We start from the raw sequence: 17,970 nt of genomic DNA, 5'->3' as shown, positions 1-17,970 counted from the left end.
AATCAGCTTCCAACAGCGTTTAAAAGTGCGGTGAACATGGACTGTACGGACGAAATAACTTTCGCATTGGCTGAATAGGCGTTCTGTAATGTAACGATATTTGCCATTTCAGTGTCGACAGAGACAGTTGATGTTCCTGCCAGGCTTGAAGAGAGATTGGTCTGCGTTGTTTGTGCAAGAGACAGACTGCTACTTGCGTTATTAGCTGTCGCAGCCTGGTTGGCTGTCAAAGACGTCGCAAGAGCCACAAGACTTTGACTTCCACTATAGCCGGTAGACAATTTCCCCATCACACCTAAATTATTGGTAGGGGCGGCTACCTGTCCTGTGCCATCTGATTGAGTGGTTCCAAACGCATAAGACAGAATGTTCTGGACAACACTACTACTTGCGGTCTCACCAGATACAAGAAGCGATGGATCGTCCTGATAGGACTGGGAAACCTGAATATTCTGGGCAAAACCAGCGCTTCCCTGAGGCACAATGGACGTCTGGGACGCATCGGGAATATTGCCACTGGATGTTGTAAATAAAGACATGCCCTGCGCATCGAAGCGGCTGGCTACAGTATAGGCTAGAGAGTCAAATTGGGCCTGCATCGTTGGGAGCGTGGTATCTCGCAGCGTTATATCGGCTCCGAGGCTTCCACCGGTCAGATGACCAGTAATATCTTTTCCGTTCAGCGTAATTGCCGGAATCGCATTAGCGTCTGAGTTACCCGGATAGCTCATACTGGTTGAAATTTGCGCTGAGGCTGTCGTCAAAGGCCAGGTGCTGGAAATGGTATCTGCTGAACCCGAAGACGTATTGTGTGTAGGGAGCGTGACACCGTCTTGCGTGGTAATGGACATGTCTCCATTGGAGGAAACCTTCCAACTCACACCCAATTCACTGGAGAGCGATGATAAGGCCGTAAAGCGCTGATTTTCAATGTCCGCAGTATCGAGCCCTTGCCCTTTAAGAGCCATGATCTTGGTAGACAAAGAGCCAATAGTCGTCAGGTTGGTATTGATATCCGAAACTGACGAGACAACACCATCCTGTGCGTTCTGACGTTGCTCCTGCACAGTGTCTGCAAGAGTGTTCAACGACTGGGTAAAGCTATTGGCCGCCGAAAGAACTGTGCTTTGGGTGGTCGAACTCGACGCGGAGCTGGTCAAAGAAATAAGGGCTGACTGAAGATTTCCCAACTGGTCAGAAAGTGTCCCGCTGCTACCAGAATCTGCAGAGGTTGAACCTTGTAGAGCCGTGACGACAGAGAGCGCGTTGCTTGTTGTCGTATATTGGGAAACATCTGAATTCTGGGAATATAAAGCAGTCTGGATATGTGCGTTTGTAGCCAGACTGGTCGTTGCGCGTCTTACGCCGCCACCCGTCCCGTCATTTACGACAGACTGAACGTTTGCGACTTCTTTGATGTAACCTGCAGTAGACGCATTGGCGACGTTCTGGGAAGCCGTAGACATGCCATACTGGACGGCCTGCAAGCCAGAGACGGCGATCGAAAGTGAATCAGTCAGCCCCATGATATAGAGTTCCCCTCACCCGGCCTTACTGAATCATCGCCAAAGTGGTCTGCAAAAGCTGATTTGCAGTGGTCACGATTTTTGTATTCGCTCCATAAGCCTGCTGCGCGACAATAAGTTTGGTAAGATCGCTGGTCAGATCCGTCGTTGAGCTTTCAGTAGAACTGGTGCTGAGCGTCCCTGCCCCATTCGTGTTTACTGCATTGACTGTCGGTGCACCAGATGATGCCGTTGCCGTATATGCCTGTCCGTTTTGGGCAGAGAGCCCATTAGGGTCTGCGAACGTCGAGAGTGGTATTTTTGCAAGGAGCTGAGAAAGCCCATTATCAAATGTCGCCATCACAGACCCGTCGCTTTGCATAGACAGACCCGTGAAGGTGCCGCTTGTGACGCTGTCCGTCGTCATTGTGGGATTGGTGCTATAATTACTGCTGTCTGTTGCCAGGCTCACACCGGACGTGCTCCCGATGGTTCCCAGGTTGACGGTCATATCCTGCGGCAGCCCCGTATATGAAAAGGTTGCCGCTGAACCCGTAGACTGGGACGCTCCATTTACAGATGCCAGAGAACCATCACTGTTAAATTTCACTGTGGCTGAATTGCTCGAATCTGCTGAATTACTGACAGTCCAAACCAAAGGATCCGTGGAAGACTGTTTCCAGTTCAGGCTCACCTCCTGAGCATTTCCCTTACTGTCATAGGCTGTTGCCGTAGATGTATTGGTACCTTCTGCCCCAGAGGTGCTGCCAATTGCAGCAGACAGAGAAACAATTGTGCTCTTGGTCGGCTGAAATGCGACAGAATCAGAGATTTTGATAGGTGATAGAGTGCTACTCAAAGCACCCTCTGAACCCACCTGATACCCTTCCAGATAATAACCCGAGGTGTTGACCAGATATCCCTGGTTATTTTGTGAGAAGTCACCATTTCGCGTATAAAACTGCTGGCTGCTGAACGTCGGCGCTGTGCTGGATGTCGTGCTTCCCGTGGGTTGGACAACGTTGAAGAATCCGTTGCCTGAAATTGCGAGCGCCAGCGTATTTGTGGAAGAAACAACCATACCCTGATTGTCAGTATGCTGCCTGGTTGTCGCAGCCACACTGTCGCTCAGTGACTCCCCGTCGCTTGCCAGATCATTGCTCGTCACATAATCGGCAAAGCTTGTTGTTGCAGCTTTATATCCTGTCGTCTGACTGTTCGCGATGTTGTTGGAGAGATCGCTGAAAGCATGTGACTGGGAATTGAGGCCACTGACAGCCGTGTTGAGAGAATTGATGATCGACATGGCGGACTCCGGCAGAAACTGGGCTTCGGGCCTCACGCCCGGGTGTTATCTGACCTGACAGTTCCACACCATGCGTTAACGAAACCCTTACACTCGCAGAAAACCTCCTTCCTCCCACGCTCCCTTTCCTTTCTGGCAGACAGAAAACCTTCCCAACAAAGCACTTCAGGCACTGGTTCTTTGTCACGGGACGAGGCAGTATATGCCGACATGCCAGTACCATCAGATGACCCATCCAAGCCCAGAATTCCTGACGATTCTCCCATAAAGCCGGCGAGATTCGTGCATGGCAGCATCATGCGTCATGTCATCACCATGGCTGGAACCGGGGCCATTGGCCTCATGGCAGTTTTTGCTGTCGATCTTCTGAACTACTTCTACATCTCCCACCTGCATGATTCTGCCCTGACGGCCGCCATCGCTTTTGCGACGTCTCTAAGCTTTCTGCAGATTTCAGTCTCCATTGGCATGACCATTGGACTTGGCGCCTGCATTGGTCGTCTGATCGGCGCGCGCCAGCATGCGGAGGCCCGAAGTCTCGCATCTGCTTTCATTGCTGTCATGGTTGGCATCGCGGCCGTTCTGGGCACGCTCACGGCGGTATTTGCCACGCCACTTCTCAGGCTGCTTGGAGCTCAGGGAGCAGCTTTGGAAAACGCGGCGACCTTCCTGCACATAGTATCGCCAGCTCTTCCATTAGTGTGCCTGGGAATGGCTCTGTCAGCTCTGTTGCGCGCAGTTGGTGATGCCAAACGGTCCATGCGCATTACCCTGACAGGTGCGCTTGTTTCAGCTCTGCTGGACCCCTTGATGATCTTTGTGCTGCATCTCGGTCTGGAAGGTGCAGCCATCAGCACCATTCTGGCGCGATGTGCCATCACAGCAAGCGGCTTCCTGAACCTTCGGGGGCACGCCATGCTGGAATGGCCAAAGAAAGAAGCCTTTGAGCCTGCCATGCGAAAAATTGGCGGCATTGCCGTCCCGGCGATTGCAACCAATCTCGCCACACCAACAGGCGCACTGTTCGTAACTCACGCCATGGCACAGTTTGGACTGGATGCTGTTTCAGGGCAGGCCACTATCGACCGCATTGTGCCCGTTGCGTTTTCATTGGTTTTTGCTTTGACAGGTTCTGTCGGCCCCATCATGGCGCAGAACCTTGGTGCCCAACAATTTGATCGGGTGCGTGAAGCCCTGATGGCCGCGCTGAAGCTGACAGCGCTCTGTGTGGGAACCACCTGGTTTGTTCTTGCTGCCGGGCACAATGTCATTCTCCAGCTTTTCAACGTTCAGGGCATTGGGGCGGAAATCGTACGCCTGTTCTGTTGCTGGCTGGTCCTGAGTTATATGTTCGTCGGGCTGCTATTTGTCGCCAATACGGCGTTCAACAACCTTGGGCACCCTTTCTACTCAACCGGCTTCAACTGGGGACGCGCCACACTGGGAACCATCCCATTTGTGTGGTTCGGGTCAGCTTATGGCCCGATTGGTATTCTCGTTGGGCAGTCTCTGGGTGTCGTTATTTTTGGCACGTTTGCAGTTCTGACAGCTTTCCGCGTCATTGGACGGCTCGGACCGCACACAGCCCCCTGACAGACGCAGGCATGAGATCATGCCTGCATCGTTGAAACTCAGGGAGCGGGGTTTGAATGCACCTGGTGAATGGCGTTGATCTTGGCTTCCAGTTCAGGCGTGATCTGTAGACGGGTTGAACCCAGAATTGTCTGAAGCTGATCCGTGCTGGTGGCCCCAATGATATTGGATGTCACGAACGGACGCGACGTCACAAAAGCCACAGCCAACTGAACTGGATCCAGTCCTTCCTCACGGGCCAATGCGTGATAGGCCTCAATGGCAACATCCACACCGGGCTTCTCGTAACGCTGACCACGGTTAAAGAGCGTAGTGCGTGCGCCCGCAGGGCGCGCTCCGTTCAGGTATTTCCCTGTCAAATATCCCTGAGCCAGCGGAGAGTAGGCCAGAAGCCCGACATCTTCCCGCAGGCACATCTCTGCCAGACCGATTTCGAACGTCCGGTTAATGAGATTGTAGGCGTTCTGAATGGATGCCAAGCGCGGAAGGCCATTCTGCGAAGCCGCAAGGAATTGTGAGACACCCCACGCTGTTTCATTTGAAACACCGACATGACGGATCTTACCTTGTGCGACCAGATCACCTAATGCGCCAAGAGTTTCAGCAATCGGAACTTCATTGGCTGCCGACACATCCCGAAATGTCGTGCCGCCTTCACCAAACAACCCGATTTTACGGTCTGGCCAGTGAAGCTGATAAATATCAAGATAGTCCGTCTGCAGACGTCGCAAAGAGCCTTCAACTGCATAATGAATCTGCTTTGGCGTCAAACGGGCTTCCTCACCGCCGGGCCGAAACCACGGTGAAGAACTGCGTCCAACAACTTTGCTCGCAATGACAAGTTTGTCACGGCCGCCGCGAGCTTTTAGCCAACTTCCGACAATGGTCTCAGTCGCGCCATAGGTCTCAGCACGCGGGGGAATTGAATAAAGTTCAGCAGTATCAATAAAATTGATCCCCTGATCGAGCGCCATATCGAGCTGCGCATGCCCTTCGGCTTCCGTATTCTGCTGACCGAAAGTCATTGTGCCCAGGCAGATTTCACTGACCTGAAGACCGGTGCGTCCAAGTTTTCGATGTTTCATAGAAGGTCCGATGAGATGATTTCTTGGATGTCAGGTTGCGCATCCAACAGATAAATGCGCAACCGGTTAAGCTGAGTCTCTCCTGTGCCGGGATCAAACGCAAGGGCAGGGCATGCATATTTGCGCTGCCCTCGACCAAACAATTTCATTTGTTCCAATTGAATATTTCTTATTCAAAACATTCAAACATACCATTCCGGAATAAAATCGAATTTTTATAAAGTCTTCTATTTTGATTTCTTTACTCATATGGCCGGATCAGCGGATGTGGCAAAAACAGTTCGGTAAAATCTCAGCTCTCTCTCAAGAGCATCTTCGACAACTTCACGGGCTCTAAAACCATGACCTTCGTCCGGGTAAACATGGAGATCAGACTGTGCCAGTTTTGTTCTCATGGCTTCAGCCTGTGCGAGAGGCACTACCTTGTCAGCACCGCCATGCAGGAACAGGACAGGAACGGAAATTTTCTCCGCATGTGTGAGAGGAGAACGTTCCAGATACACAGCTTCCTTTTCGGGATAAGGCCCAATCAAACCATCCAGATAGCGTGCTTCGAATTTATGCGTCTCTGCTGCCAAGGCCCTTAGATCGGTAACGCCATAAAGAGAGGCGCCTGCCGCAAAGAGATCAGACTGTGCCAGCGCTGACAGAACAGTCAGGCCTCCCGCACTGCTTCCGCGAATAACGCAGCGCGCTGGATCAACTAGCCCTTGTTCAGTCAGAGACTGAACACCAGCCAGGCAATCCTCAACATCTGCAACACCCCATTGTTCGTTTAGGGCCTCCCGATATTTGCGACCAAACCCTGTTGAACCGCGGTAATTGACATCAAGAACAGCGAAACCGCGGGAGGTCCACCATTGCACTTTGAAAGCAAAGCCTGAATTGGCACGCCCTGTTGGACCGCCATGAGCCATAACAACCAAAGGCGGTTTTTCACTTTCTTCTAGATGCGACGTGCTGCTCGCAGGTTTATAGAAGAGCGCATATGCCTTCGATCCATCCGCGGTTGGAAAAGAGAACAAAGAAGGCTTGGCAATGTCGTCAGACGTAATCGTATCAGGCAGCACAACACTTGGACGAAAACGCTCGAAATTCCCATCAATGTCACCAATAGCCAAAGCAGGTGGAGCGTTTTCGGGGGCATCAATCCAGGCAAACTGTCCATTCGACAGACGTTCGGGAACGTTGACGGGCGCTCCCATCTGAACAGTTTTCCAATGTCCATCTGCAAAGAGCAGAACGCCAGTGAGGCCTTTCCGAATTCCTAATGCGAGAAGCTGACCGTCAGGCAGTGGCGTGAGTGTTCTTTGTCCGAAGACCCAATGCGGCAGACCAATCTCAGCTCCAGCCTCTGGGAAAAACTGCTCTTTCCATCCCGTTTGATCATGCACGAATTTAACAGGCGTCCAGCAGCCCTGAGCATCTGATGTCGCATAGAGGCTACCATCTACCCCCCAACGCGGTTCAATAATGCTGCAGGGTGTCTGACCACTCAGATCTGTGGCTCGTCCAAGCTTGAGGCCGGTTCGGTCAATAGGTGCCACAAATAGTCGGGTGACTGTCCACGGCATTTCCGGATTCTGCCAGGAGAACCAGGCCAGAGAGGCACCATCCAACGAGGGGCGAGGGGCTGCATAGAAATCAGCCCCTTCTAACAGAACCGTTTCCTGGCCCGAGTGTGATACATGGACAAGCGCCGCTGTTGGCAGACCTTCGTCATGCGTTTCACGAACGCAGAAAACACCGTCTCCGGCTGTATCCCATGTCAGATCAGCATAACGCATTTCCGGTGCACGATCGCCAGATAACGCCTGAAACGTGCCTTCTCTGTTGCTGAACCACAGGCCGCCGACCTTTCGGTCACTGAAAACAACTTCCGGATATCCGTTTTTCAGGCGGACATCCCACGCTCCTCCACCATATTCGTGAACACGGGTTCCGACAGTTCTCTCTGGCGGGATCAGATCTACGAGTGTTCTATCGTGACGTCGTCCGACGATCACCGTGCGGCCTTGCTCTTCTGGTCGGGTCTCCTGCCAGAATACCCAGTCTTCAACCGTTCTGAGTTCAGAGAAAGAAAGAGTGCGGCCAGCCACGAGTTCAGGGCCAACCCAGGAGGGCCAGTTTCCGGCTACGTGAGGAGGGCAAAGCTCAGTCATTTTTCATCCCGTGTCTGATGTCCTAATATCGTAGCTGGCGGTTTTGCCTTCCGCCATATTCGCACAGGATCACGACACTGTTTCATCTCACGCAATTTCTCGATCACCTGCTCCAGGAATATGGCTACGGCGTTATCGGCGTGACAGTCATGCTGGAAAGCATGGGCCTGCCACTGCCAGCGGAAAGCATCATCATCGCTGCGTCCCTCTATGCAGGAAGTACGCATCATCTCGAGATTCGATGGATTGCCCTTGCCGCTGTGACAGGCGCCATCATGGGCGATAATTTCGGGTATCTGCTTGGCCACCATTTTGGCTACAGCATCCTGAAGAAACACGGCAAGAAGGTCGGCTTGACTGACGAGCGCCTGATGCTCGGCCGCTATCTTTTTCGCAAACACGGCGGGGTTGTTGTCTTCCTTGGACGCTTTGTCGCTGTTCTGCGTGTGTTCGTTGCTCTTCTGGCTGGAGCAAACCGAATGCCCTGGCATTCGTTTCTTTTTTTCAACGCGCTGGGCGGTCTCTTCTGGGCTGGGGGCTATGCCTTCATCACTTACGAACTCGGTAAGCAGATCGAAAAGATCACTGGGCCGGTTGGAATTGCTCTGGCCGTCGTAGGAGCCTGTTGTCTGGGAGGAGCGTTTCTCTTTCTCAAAAAGAACGAGAAACGACTGACTGAAGAAGCCATGAAACAGGCTGAAGAAGATGAAAAGCGCTCAGCCGCCGGAGCCCACGAAAAAGGACAACACTGATGACCCGTCTTTCCCAGACCAGCTGGTCTCTTGATAATCTGAATCGTCTGGATGGTCAGACTGCGCTCATTACGGGCTCCACAGGCGGCCTGGGTTTCGAAATTGCCTGTGGGCTGGCTGAGCGTGGCGCTTCCATCATTTTGAGTGGGCGTAACCTGGAGAAGGGCAGGGCGGCTCTTAACCGTCTGTATGAACGTGTTCCAAGTGTGCAGGGCCGCTTTGAAGTGCTGGATCTTGCCTCACTGGCCTCTATTTCAGCTTTTGCCACCGCTTTGCGCGAGCAGGGACGCCCCATTCAGCTTCTTGCCAATAATGCTGGCATCATGGGCCCTGCATCCCGGCTCACCACAAAAGACGGGTTTGAACTTCAGTTTGGTACCAACCACCTTGGTCATTTTGCTCTGACCGGACGGCTGCTCCCTCTATTAGCCGCGGGCAATGCGACAATCATGACTGTCGCGTCCCTTGCTGCCCTGAAGGGTAAAATTCCGTTTGGTGATCTGAATGCGCGGCACCGCTACAATCCGGTGGCACGTTACCGGCAGAGTAAACTTTCAAATCTGCTCTTTGCTCTGGAACTAGACCGTCGGGCCAAGAAAGCTCCCTGGCCCATTCATTCACGGGCTGCTCATCCAGGCTGGGCGGCAAGCGATATTGTCTCCAATAACGGCTCGCTTGATCGGAATGGTACCCCGGTTGGTCGCTGGGGTCGTAAAATTGCCCGAAGCTTCGCCGGCCCTGTGTTTCATATGATGGGACAGACAGTGGAAGAGGGGGCTTGGCCGCTTCTCTATGCTCTGGCGTCTCCTGAAGCGCAGGACGGAGGTTATTATGGGCCTCTGGGCAAGGGAGAAAGAACCGGTCTCCCTGGTGACGCCGGGCTGCCAGAGGCTGCGTCAGACCATACGCTCGCAAAACGCCTCTGGGCAATTTCTGAAGAAATGACTGGCGTCAAATACGGCCTTCTCTAAGGCCGTATTTTTACAGGCGACGTCCTCAGGGCCGAACCATGATCATGATGACAATGATCACCATGAGAATGGTCGGTACCTCGTTTGCGATCCGGTAATATTTCTCGGAATGCGGATTACGGTCTTCTGCGAACAGACGACGCCATTTGCTGCACGCCCCATGAAACCCCATGAGGCCGAGAACGCAGATCACTTTTGTCCACCACCAGCCGCTGTTCCAGTCCACCAGACCCGGCACCGACGACATCATACCCCCCACGAGCACGGTAACAATCATCGCAGGCGTCATGATCTGACGGAGAAGCTTGCGTTCCATGATTTTGAAACGTTCGCTCTCCGCAGTACCAGGCGTTGTCTGGGTATGGTACACGTAGAGGCGTGGCAGATAGAATGTCCCCGCCATCCAGGCCGTGAAGGCCATGATATGGAGGGACAGGAACCAGCTCAGGTGATCAACAACAAAGTCCATCAGTTGTCTTTCTGGCTTTGAAGTGTCTTGCGAAGCAGCGGTACCAGTTCGGAGAGATGACCGATCCTGACGAAGCCTGGCGTTGGCCAAAATGCCGGAAGAGGAAGGTCTTCCGAACGAAGAAGCACACAACTCATACCAGCACGCCGGGCGGCTTCAGCACCCGTGTCACTATCCTCAATCACAACACAGTTTTCTGGCAGAACACCTTCTGCTTTTGCAGCGTACAGATAAACCCCAGGAGATGGCTTCGGTTCATCCATGTCATTCGCTGAATGGACCCGGTTTTCCGGGAAAAATATAGTCATCTGTGTCCGTTCAAACTTGGCATCCATCTCAACGACAGACGAGTTCGAACCAACACGAAACGGCAGTTGTAAACCACGTATTCCATGCAGCATTTCTGGCGCACCCTCTACAGGTTCTGCCATTTTCTGCATCAGACGTACAAGATTTTCCCTCATTTTGAGTGCCGTATTTTCAGGTAGAGCACGTCCTGTTTCGTGCTCCAGTTCCTTTACGACCTGAGAGAGTGCCTTACCTGAAAACCGGTCATGAGCCTCATCGTCTGAAATCTTAAGACCCAGGGACCGAGCGAACTCTGCTGTGGCCCGGCAGGACGCACGCTCACTGTCCACGAGTACACCGTCACAGTCGAAGATGACCAGTTTCAGCTGGCCTGCTGCATCCAGAGCCGTGGTCATATCGCGCGCACCGCCTCAACGAGGGCACCGACGTTTTCAGGCGGTGTGTGCTGCATAACGCCGTGTCCCAGGTTGAAAACATGCGAACGCCCACGAAGCGCGTCCCGGATCCCCTGAGCTTCACGCACCATGGCCTCACCGCCAGAAAACAGGACCATCGGGTCCATATTCCCTTGCAGCGTCACGTTTGGTACCAGCTCCGCAATCTGCGCCGGATCGGCCACTGTATCGAGCGCCAGCGTATTGACCCCCGTCTTTTCTGCGTATTCGCGTATCATGATTCCTCCCAGGCGCGGGAAACCGATAATCGGCGTATTCGGATGCTTCTCCTGGATATGACGCACGATCTGCCGGGTAGGTTCAATCACATAGCGACGAAATGCGTTGGGAGGGAGAATTCCAGCCCAGGAATCAAAGAGCATGACAGCTTCACCGCCCGCTTCAATTTGACCGCAAAGCATCTCCGCTGTGCTGATCGTCAGGGTTTCAATCAGACGATCAAACAGCGCTGGATCAGTTTGCATCATTTTGCGGGTATTGGCGAAATCCCGCGATCCACCGCCCTCAACCATGTAACAGGCGACCGTAAATGGGCTGCCGGCAAAGCCGAGCAATGTCGTGACATCTGGGAGTGATTTACTCAGTCGCGAGAGTGTTTCCCGAACAGGTGCCGTGGCGTCCTGTACACGCTTGGGATCAAGTTTTTCCAGATCTGCCTGAGAACGGATGGCGCCAAGAACCGGGCCCCGACCATCAATGAATTCAAGGGACTGACCCATTGCCCAGGGCAGGATGAGAATGTCCGAGAACAGGATTGCTCCGTCCATTCCATACCTGCGGATCGGCTGAAGGGTGAGTTCTTCAGCCATGTCCGGAGTCATGCAGCGCGTCAGGAAGTCAGCTTTGTCACGCATGGCACGAAATTCGGGAAGGTAACGCCCTGCCTGCCGCATGAGCCAGACCGGCGGGGGCCAGACAGCTTCACCCTTGAGAGCTCTCAGGAGCGGTTTCGAGGATGGGGAGAGGGGTGCGTTTTCCGAATTCATGCCGCTCACTAACCATGAAAGAAATAAGAAAGAAATCCTGGAGGATAGGATGATCCCTGTGGATACCGGGGTACCCGGCTCTCTAAAAATGTACCCCGTCTTACTCACACTGTGTACAACTGCAAAACCCGCAGTGGACAAGGGGGTGCAGGATTCTATCCCGATTTGCTCACAGACCCCCTGTGTACAACCCCCAAAATTTGGGGGCGTACCCAACAATCCACGGTACTCGGTACCTTCCCGCAAACTTCAAGTACTGTCCCCATGTACCCCAGTACTGACACAATCTTTTCACCGGGTCATACGCAGTACTGGTACTCGTGCTCGCCGTCGATAGTTTGGAGTCGCATCTTATGACCTTGCTCAATAATTCCATAATCCTCGCAAGTGGCTCGAGTGCCCGGCGAGTACTTCTGGAAGAGAGTGGTCTGATCATTCAGGTTCGACCGGTAGATCTGGATGAAGAGGCCTTGCGCCAGCAGTGTGAAAGTGAAGGAAAATCTCTGGGAGACACGGCTTTGGCTCTCGCGGATGCCAAAGCGAGGCTTGCGGCCGACGTATCGCCGGACACCAGTCTGATTATCGCGGCTGACCAGATCCTCGATCTGGACGGAACAGCCTTTGCGAAGCCGCAGGATCTCAATGAGGCGAAGACGCATCTTAAATGCCTTCGAAACCGCACGCATATCCTTCAGACGGCTGTCGTTCTGTATCGGGGCACACAGAAAATCTGGGAGACACTCGCTATTCCTCAAATGACGATGCGCCCCTTTTCCGATGAATTTCTGGAGCTCTATCTAAGAGAAGAGGGGGACAGGATACTGTCCTGCGTAGGGGCTTATCGGCTGGAAGGCTTGGGTATTCAGCTGTTTTCCAAAATTTCGGGCGATCAGGATGCTATCCTTGGACTTCCACGGCTTTCGCTTCTTGAGAAGCTGCGTCAGGAGAACGTGATTCTAGCCTGAAAAAGTGTTTTTATGGCTTGTCACGATGAAAACATCCTTATATACCGCGCTCATCCGGCTCCACCCCAAAGGGGCTGTAGATGAAACACGTGGGGCCATAGCTCAGTTGGGAGAGCGCCTGAATGGCATTCAGGAGGTCGTCGGTTCGATCCCGATTGGCTCCACCAGTTTCTCCCAAAAAATCTGAAACTTCTGCTCTACGATTTTTGTGTCTTTACACACGAAGCCCGTGTCGCTGGCCCAGACCTTGTCCTTTCAATATGAAGGGTCAGGTCTGTGTCCAAATTCAGGGCAACGGGCGAACGAGGTCTGCGACCAGACCGTTCGTCGCTATGAGAGCATCCTGAGGTCCAAGTTCCAGAAGAAGGCCTCGGTCGCCACCATTGATGACGACAGGGGGGCCATCCATTGCACTCTGATCAAAAGCTGTTGGTACAATACTGCGCTGGCCGAATGGGCTGACACCGCCAATCTTGTACCCTGTCCGCTGTTCTGCCTCCGGGCGAGAGAGCATTTTGGCTTTTCTTCCCCCAAATGCTGCTGCGACCCGTGTGAAATCCAACTCGCGATCGGCAGGCAGGACAACACAGGCAGGGCGCCCGTCAATCTGCACCATCAGGGTCTTGAGAACATGATCTGGGGAAAGACCCAGAGCTTTGGCGGCGGCGATACCTAGTTTCCCAGCGGATGGATCATAGTCATAAATGCGACGCTGATAGGGTATGGACAGAGCATCCAAGGTCAGGGTTGCGGAAGTGTCCTGTGTATTCATTCCTGTTGCTCTTATTCTTTCGGCTTGTTGTGTCAGGATGGCAGGTAGGGTCAGGGGATGCTAGACTATGAGCTTCTTTAATAAAGATGACAGGGTTTCATGGCCGCTGGTTTCCTAGCCTGTATGCTTGCTTCGGCTTTGCATTATCGTATTCCTCCCCGTGTTCTTCCTGCCATTCAGCGGGTTGAAGGTGGAGTGATGGGCAAGGTTAGCCAGAATAAGGATGGATCAGTGGATATTGGTCTCATGCAGATCAATTCGCGGTGGATCCTTCCTATTTCATCCATGCTGCACCAAAGCCCTGCCCAGATTGCAACGCGACTGGCCCTTGAGCCTTGTTTCAATGTTGCTGCCGCTGCGATGATCCTTCGCACCGCTCTGGATAATGAACACGGGAATCTCATGCGCGCCATTGGAGATTACCATTCACGGACCGTGCCATTGAATATGGCGTATCAGCGTAAGGTTCTTGCCGCAGCAACCGAACTTTACGTAAGGCCGCCGTCCCGAGGATAGCCAAAGGAAGAATGTTATCTTATAACGTTTTTCCTTTCCATCCGTCCGGGGAAACTCATGCGCTGTGTCCGAACCCTGTTTCTGGCTGGTTCGCTTCTGACTGCGCCTTTTGCGTATGCTGCTCCACTGCCTGTGGTCTGCGTCGAGGCAGCCTGGTGTAATATTGCAGCGCAGATTGGTGGACCGGCCGTCCAGACACAGTCTTTAATTTCAACTCCGGGCATCGATCCCCATGAATTGACGCCAACGCCATCCATGGCGCGGAACATGGCTCATGCCAGCGTCATCGTTTTGAATGGCGCGACCTACGATGACTGGGCAGTCCATTTTTCTCCTTCATCAGCAACACGGATTATTGCAGCAGAAGAAGCGGGATGGCGCGCAGGGGATAATCCGCATCTGTTCCTCGATCTGAACGCCGTGCGTAAAGTGGCCTCAGCCGTGGCGGACGCGTTTATAGCGCGGGGCTTGGATCAGACGGATATTCGTAGCCGCCTAACGAGCTTTCTGACTCAGGTTGATGCTCTGTCTGGCCAGACAGCAGCCATCAGGCAGAAACACGACGGGACTATTATCGGTGTCATGGAACCGGTGGGAGCTGATCTGATCCAGACGATGGGACTCAGGATCATTGACCCCGGGTTCGCCCTGTCGGTCATGCATCATAGCGAACCGTCGCCGCGTGATGTGGCCCAACTGGAAACTGCAATCGACAGCAGACAGATCAGATTTCTGATCGTCAATCCTGCCGTCAGGTCTCCACAGATTGACCGTATGGTAGAGCGGGCCAGGGGCAGCGGTCTGCCGCTGGTTATGATAGGAGAGACGCTCCCTGTCAGCCAGCAATGGCAAGACTGGGTCTCGTCGATCCTTCAGTCCGTTCAGCAGGCACTTGATGGCCAGTCCCGATAACCTTGTTCTTGAGAATATTACCCTCTGTGCAGGCCAGACACGTGTTTTAAATCAGGTTTCCCTGACCGTGCCTCTTGAAGGCATTACGCTTCTGTCAGGACGAAATGGTGCAGGAAAATCGACTGTTCTGCGGGCTTGTCTGGATCTTGTAAGGCCTGAGAAAGGACAGATCCTGATTGACGGTCTCCCACCCGGAATGGCCTGTGAACGCATTGGATATATGCCGCAGGGTTTGAGCGATGCGGCTCTCATGATCCCGGCGATCAGTCATGTGATGGCTGCCATGGACGGTGCGCGCTGGGGTGTGCCTGTTCGTTTTGGTCAAAGAAAAAGGGAGGCCGAGAGGCTTCTTGCCCTGACTGGAGCACTCTCTTTCTCAAAACGGCCTCTGGGACATCTGTCAGGGGGAGAGCGACAGCGTGTCTGTCTGGCACAGGCACTTGCCGGTCAACCGGGTCTGCTCCTTCTGGACGAACCCCTTGCCGCTCTGGATCACGACGCACAGCAGCAGATTGTTGCCCTGCTGGTATCACTCACCCAGACCCTTGGCGTTTCAATCCTTATGACATCTCATGAAACTGCTGCGCTGGAAGGAAAAGTAACGCGCGTTCTGGCTCTGGAAAATGGCGAGTTGCATGTTCGAATTTGAATTCATGCGGCATGCATTTCTGGGATGCACGCTCGTCTCTGTTCTCGCAGGAACTGTGGGATGGTTTCTGAGCCTGCGGCGACAGGCTTTTGCAGCCCATGCACTGTCCCACATTGGCTTCAGTGGAGCCGCAGGGGCAGTCTGGCTTGGCGTTTCGCCTCTCTTTGGAATGATTGCTTTCAGCCTTCTGGCAGGCCTTGCCATAGGAAGCGAAGGTGAGGGACGCGGTAAAATTCCCCCTCAGAGAGACAGTACGATCGGCCTTGTGCTTGCTGCCAGCCTTGGCCTGGGCACCTGGTTCCTGCATGAGGCCAACGGAGCCTCCAGCATGGCGACGACACTGCTATTTGGGGATGTGCTCGGAATTGACACTCCAACGCTGTTCATTCTGGCTGGAGTGACGGCCCTCTGTCTGTTGGGGCTGGTTTTTCTTGGACGGCCGCTTCTGTTTTCGAGCCTGACGCCAGAAGTGGCGCGTGCACGTGGTGTTCCTGTGCGCCTGACGTCCCTTGGATTTATGGCTGTAGCAGCTTTGGCCTGTTCAGCATGTGCCGAAGTCTCCGGAGCATTGCTGGCCTTCAGTCTCATGATTGGCCCGGCGGCTACGGCATTGAGGCTAGGGCTATGCCCGGCGATGGGACTACTGGTTTCCGTATTGCTCGCTCTTGTCCTGTCCTGGGGTGGTCTGATGCTGTCCTGGATAACGGATATCCCCATTCCATTCTGGATTGGGTTGGGAGCAGGGATTTTTTATGGATTGGCGAACCTCTGGACGAGGCTGCGGACTAATTAAGGGATCCGGCGAACCAGTGCACGAACACGATGAAAGCAACGATACAGATGTGCATGATGATCAGGATTCTACCAGAAATATAGGGCACATCACGGGTGGTATCGGGTGTGGGCGTCAGCATAGAAGGTCTCCGGAGCAGTCCTGATATTCATATAGAATTCTGATTTTCGTGGCCACAATAAGTGGAAGTTCACTTAATTTTCAAAAAAATAGAAAAATGCGGAAAAACTGAATAGATTGCGATATGTTAATGTCATTATGCCAAATGATACAAAAACATCTCGACCTGCTCGTGAAAAGATAGACCTCTCACAGGTTGAGGTCTCCCCGAACGCGAAATTGATCCTGATGCTTGCAGCCATGGTTGCTGCAATCTGCGGTGGCCTCTACGGCTACGACACAGGCATCATCTCCGGCACATTGCCTTTGATTGGCGATGATTTTCATCTGAACTCTACAATGAAAGAAAGTGTCGCTTCTGCTATTCTTCTTGGAGCAGTATTCGGCGCCTTCGTGGCCGGGTCTCTCTCAGAAAAATTCGGACGGCGCACCACAACGTGTCTCGTGAGTGGTGTCTTTGTTCTTGGCGCGACAGCGTGCGCTTTCTCTCCGGATGTATGGAGCCTCATTGCTGCACGATTTGTGCTTGGACTTGCCGTCGGTGGTTCCACACAGGTTGTGCCGATGTATATTTCGGAGCTGGCCCCCCAGGAACGGCGGGGAAGCCTTGTGACGATGTTCAACGTGGCGATCGGCCTCGGTATTCTGATTGCCAATATCATCGGTCTTACACAGCGCACGAACTGGGGCTGGCGCCCTATGGTGGGGATTGCCGCGATACCGGCTTTCCTTGTCTTTGTATCCATGTTCTTCATGCCAAAAAGCCCGCGCTGGTCTGCTGAGAATGAAGGCATGAAGAATGCCATTCTTCACCTTAGCCGTATCCGCACCACAAAAAGGGCAGTTCGCAAAGAAGTTGAGGCCATTCGTGAGAATGCAGAGGGCATCAAGCAGGAGAACCGGGGGTGGCATGGTCTTTTCCAGCCTTGGGTTCGACCGGCTCTCGTCGCAGCACTGGGTGTAGCATTCTTTACCCAGTGTGGTGGCCTGGAGATGATGATCTACTACGCCCCGACATTTTTGAATGATGCTGGTTTCGGAGCTTCGTCAGCGCTCTGGGCATCGCTTGGTGTTGCGATCGTTTATTGCATCATGACCATTCTGGGCTGTCTCTTTGTGGACAGGATTGGCCGGCGTCGTTTGATGTTGATCATGGGGCCAGGGGCAGCACTCTCGCTGGTTGGTCTGGGTATCATGTTCATGCTGCACCCTGCCGCAGGTAGTGCAGGATCATATCTGATCGTCGCGTTCCTGCTGCTGTTCATGATGTTCAACTCGGGTGGCATTCAGGTCTGTGGCTGGCTGCTGGGTGCTGAAATGTTCCCGCTGTCCATGCGCGGACAGGCGACCTCCCTGCATGCCGCTACCCTGTGGGGGGCTGACCTGCTCGTCACCAGCACGGCTCTTACGATGGCAGAGGGAATTGGTCTGACATGGACGATGTGGTTTTATGCCCTCGTCAATCTGGCTTCGGTCATTTTTGTCTTTTTCTTCGTCCCAGAAACATCCGGTGCCTCTCTCGAAGATATTGAAGACGCTCTGGTGGAAAACCGTTTCCGGCCCACTCGCGACAACAAGCGTATTGTGCCGGAAGAGGATGAAGAGGACGCACGTTCCGCGGCATGATAGCTTTCCCTTTTTGAAGGGAAA

General features: G+C 53.4%; 17 protein-coding genes and 1 tRNA gene. 10 read left to right on the top strand and 8 right to left on the bottom strand.

Annotation, left to right across the window (positions count from 1 at the left end):
- Positions 1–2: 2 nt before the first annotated feature.
- Both flgK and flgE read right to left on the bottom strand, forming a co-directional pair.
- Complete coding sequence (flgK, locus tag GCE01_RS04565) at positions 3–1,526, bottom strand: flagellar hook-associated protein FlgK (protein ID WP_099211316.1); 1,524 nt, start codon at positions 1,524–1,526, stop codon at positions 3–5.
- Positions 1,527–1,551: 25 nt separating this feature from the next.
- Positions 1,552–2,811 carry a flagellar hook protein FlgE gene (flgE, locus tag GCE01_RS04560; RefSeq protein ID WP_099211315.1) on the bottom strand — a complete coding sequence of 420 codons (1,260 nt, stop codon included), beginning with the start codon at positions 2,809–2,811 and terminating at the stop codon, positions 1,552–1,554.
- Between the two features lie 297 nt (positions 2,812–3,108).
- On the opposite strand from flgE, the gene GCE01_RS04555 reads away from it, so the two are divergent.
- A complete protein-coding gene (locus GCE01_RS04555; RefSeq protein ID WP_202206887.1) occupies positions 3,109–4,404 on the top strand; it encodes an MATE family efflux transporter in 1,296 nt (431 codons plus the stop codon).
- Positions 4,405–4,442: 38 nt separating this feature from the next.
- On the opposite strand, the gene GCE01_RS04550 is transcribed toward GCE01_RS04555, so the two are convergent.
- Both GCE01_RS04550 and GCE01_RS04545 read right to left on the bottom strand, forming a co-directional pair.
- Complete coding sequence (locus GCE01_RS04550) at positions 4,443–5,489, bottom strand: aldo/keto reductase (protein WP_099211313.1); 1,047 nt, start codon at positions 5,487–5,489, stop codon at positions 4,443–4,445.
- 245 nt (positions 5,490–5,734) lie between these two features.
- Positions 5,735–7,651, bottom strand: coding sequence for an alpha/beta hydrolase family protein (locus GCE01_RS04545; RefSeq protein WP_099211311.1), 1,917 nt, complete (start codon positions 7,649–7,651; stop codon positions 5,735–5,737).
- 149 nt (positions 7,652–7,800) lie between these two features.
- Here GCE01_RS04545 and GCE01_RS04540 point away from each other — a divergent pair, with 149 nt between their 5' ends.
- Positions 7,801–8,403, top strand: a complete 603-nt coding sequence (locus tag GCE01_RS04540) for a DedA family protein (RefSeq protein WP_174694807.1) — start codon at positions 7,801–7,803, stop codon at positions 8,401–8,403.
- Positions 8,403–9,374: an SDR family oxidoreductase gene (locus GCE01_RS04535; RefSeq protein WP_099211308.1), complete on the top strand. Its 972-nt coding sequence runs from the start codon at positions 8,403–8,405 to the stop codon at positions 9,372–9,374. Before GCE01_RS04540 ends, GCE01_RS04535 begins: the two co-directional genes overlap by 1 nt.
- A 25-nt stretch (positions 9,375–9,399) precedes the next feature.
- Here GCE01_RS04535 and hemJ read toward each other — a convergent pair whose 3' ends face one another.
- The 3 genes from hemJ to hemE are packed head-to-tail and all read right to left on the bottom strand — an operon-like array spanning position 9,400 to position 11,593.
- Positions 9,400–9,843 (bottom strand): protoporphyrinogen oxidase HemJ, encoded by a 444-nt coding sequence (gene hemJ, locus GCE01_RS04530; protein WP_369826506.1) that lies wholly within the window; start codon positions 9,841–9,843, stop codon positions 9,400–9,402.
- Positions 9,843–10,547: an HAD family hydrolase gene (locus GCE01_RS04525; protein ID WP_099211306.1), complete on the bottom strand. Its 705-nt coding sequence runs from the start codon at positions 10,545–10,547 to the stop codon at positions 9,843–9,845. Before GCE01_RS04525 ends, hemJ begins: the two co-directional genes overlap by 1 nt.
- Entirely contained in the window at positions 10,544–11,593 is a 1,050-nt protein-coding gene (gene hemE, locus GCE01_RS04520) for a uroporphyrinogen decarboxylase (RefSeq protein ID WP_167386117.1), read from the bottom strand. The genes GCE01_RS04525 and hemE overlap by 4 nt, the downstream gene beginning before the upstream one ends.
- Positions 11,594–11,946: 353 nt before the next feature.
- Between hemE and GCE01_RS04515 the strand changes: the two genes are divergently transcribed.
- Both GCE01_RS04515 and GCE01_RS04510 read left to right on the top strand, forming a co-directional pair.
- Positions 11,947–12,558 (top strand): Maf family protein, encoded by a 612-nt coding sequence (locus GCE01_RS04515; RefSeq protein WP_099211302.1) that lies wholly within the window; start codon positions 11,947–11,949, stop codon positions 12,556–12,558.
- A 91-nt stretch (positions 12,559–12,649) separates the two neighbouring features.
- Positions 12,650–12,725: transfer RNA gene (locus GCE01_RS04510), tRNA-Ala, on the top strand.
- 119 nt (positions 12,726–12,844) lie between these two features.
- Here GCE01_RS04510 and GCE01_RS04505 read toward each other — a convergent pair.
- Entirely contained in the window at positions 12,845–13,330 is a 486-nt protein-coding gene (locus GCE01_RS04505; protein WP_099211300.1) for an aminoacyl-tRNA deacylase, read from the bottom strand.
- A 99-nt stretch (positions 13,331–13,429) separates the two neighbouring features.
- Here GCE01_RS04505 and GCE01_RS04500 point away from each other — a divergent pair, with 99 nt between their 5' ends.
- From GCE01_RS04500 to GCE01_RS04480, 5 genes are all read left to right on the top strand, one after another.
- Complete coding sequence (locus tag GCE01_RS04500; protein ID WP_086633305.1) at positions 13,430–13,846, top strand: lytic transglycosylase domain-containing protein; 417 nt, start codon at positions 13,430–13,432, stop codon at positions 13,844–13,846.
- 57 nt (positions 13,847–13,903) lie between these two features.
- The gene (locus tag GCE01_RS04495; protein ID WP_099211298.1) at positions 13,904–14,758 is read left to right on the top strand and encodes a metal ABC transporter solute-binding protein, Zn/Mn family; all 855 of its coding nucleotides are present in this window, start codon (positions 13,904–13,906) and stop codon (positions 14,756–14,758) included.
- Positions 14,742–15,407: a metal ABC transporter ATP-binding protein gene (locus tag GCE01_RS04490; protein WP_099211296.1), complete on the top strand. Its 666-nt coding sequence runs from the start codon at positions 14,742–14,744 to the stop codon at positions 15,405–15,407. Before GCE01_RS04495 ends, GCE01_RS04490 begins: the two co-directional genes overlap by 17 nt.
- Positions 15,394–16,200 (top strand): metal ABC transporter permease, encoded by an 807-nt coding sequence (locus GCE01_RS04485; protein ID WP_099211294.1) that lies wholly within the window; start codon positions 15,394–15,396, stop codon positions 16,198–16,200. Before GCE01_RS04490 ends, GCE01_RS04485 begins: the two co-directional genes overlap by 14 nt.
- Before the next feature lie 258 nt (positions 16,201–16,458).
- Positions 16,459–17,946, top strand: a complete 1,488-nt coding sequence (locus GCE01_RS04480) for a sugar porter family MFS transporter (RefSeq protein WP_086633309.1) — start codon at positions 16,459–16,461, stop codon at positions 17,944–17,946.
- Positions 17,947–17,970: the final 24 nt, after the last annotated feature.

It is taken from the genome of Gluconobacter cerinus (genome assembly GCF_002723935.1).
Classification (GTDB): domain Bacteria; phylum Pseudomonadota; class Alphaproteobacteria; order Acetobacterales; family Acetobacteraceae; genus Gluconobacter; species Gluconobacter cerinus.
Note: the sequence above shows the minus strand (reverse complement) of the source record. Positions and strands in the feature narration are given on the sequence as shown.

Coding starts and splice junctions, on each gene's coding strand:
- flgK (WP_099211316.1), bottom strand. CDS start 1,526: ATGGGGCTGACTGATTCACTTTCGATCGCCGTCTCTGGCTTGCAGGCC.
- flgE (WP_099211315.1), bottom strand. CDS start 2,811: ATGTCGATCATCAATTCTCTCAACACGGCTGTCAGTGGCCTCAATTCC.
- GCE01_RS04555 (WP_202206887.1), top strand. CDS start 3,109: ATGCGTCATGTCATCACCATGGCTGGAACCGGGGCCATTGGCCTCATG.
- GCE01_RS04550 (WP_099211313.1), bottom strand. CDS start 5,489: ATGAAACATCGAAAACTTGGACGCACCGGTCTTCAGGTCAGTGAAATC.
- GCE01_RS04545 (WP_099211311.1), bottom strand. CDS start 7,651: ATGACTGAGCTTTGCCCTCCTCACGTAGCCGGAAACTGGCCCTCCTGG.
- GCE01_RS04540 (WP_174694807.1), top strand. CDS start 7,801: ATGCTGGAAAGCATGGGCCTGCCACTGCCAGCGGAAAGCATCATCATC.
- GCE01_RS04535 (WP_099211308.1), top strand. CDS start 8,403: ATGACCCGTCTTTCCCAGACCAGCTGGTCTCTTGATAATCTGAATCGT.
- hemJ (WP_369826506.1), bottom strand. CDS start 9,843: ATGGACTTTGTTGTTGATCACCTGAGCTGGTTCCTGTCCCTCCATATC.
- GCE01_RS04525 (WP_099211306.1), bottom strand. CDS start 10,547: ATGACCACGGCTCTGGATGCAGCAGGCCAGCTGAAACTGGTCATCTTC.
- hemE (WP_167386117.1), bottom strand. CDS start 11,593: ATGAATTCGGAAAACGCACCCCTCTCCCCATCCTCGAAACCGCTCCTG.
- GCE01_RS04515 (WP_099211302.1), top strand. CDS start 11,947: ATGACCTTGCTCAATAATTCCATAATCCTCGCAAGTGGCTCGAGTGCC.
- GCE01_RS04505 (WP_099211300.1), bottom strand. CDS start 13,330: ATGAATACACAGGACACTTCCGCAACCCTGACCTTGGATGCTCTGTCC.
- GCE01_RS04500 (WP_086633305.1), top strand. CDS start 13,430: ATGGCCGCTGGTTTCCTAGCCTGTATGCTTGCTTCGGCTTTGCATTAT.
- GCE01_RS04495 (WP_099211298.1), top strand. CDS start 13,904: ATGCGCTGTGTCCGAACCCTGTTTCTGGCTGGTTCGCTTCTGACTGCG.
- GCE01_RS04490 (WP_099211296.1), top strand. CDS start 14,742: ATGGCCAGTCCCGATAACCTTGTTCTTGAGAATATTACCCTCTGTGCA.
- GCE01_RS04485 (WP_099211294.1), top strand. CDS start 15,394: ATGTTCGAATTTGAATTCATGCGGCATGCATTTCTGGGATGCACGCTC.
- GCE01_RS04480 (WP_086633309.1), top strand. CDS start 16,459: ATGCCAAATGATACAAAAACATCTCGACCTGCTCGTGAAAAGATAGAC.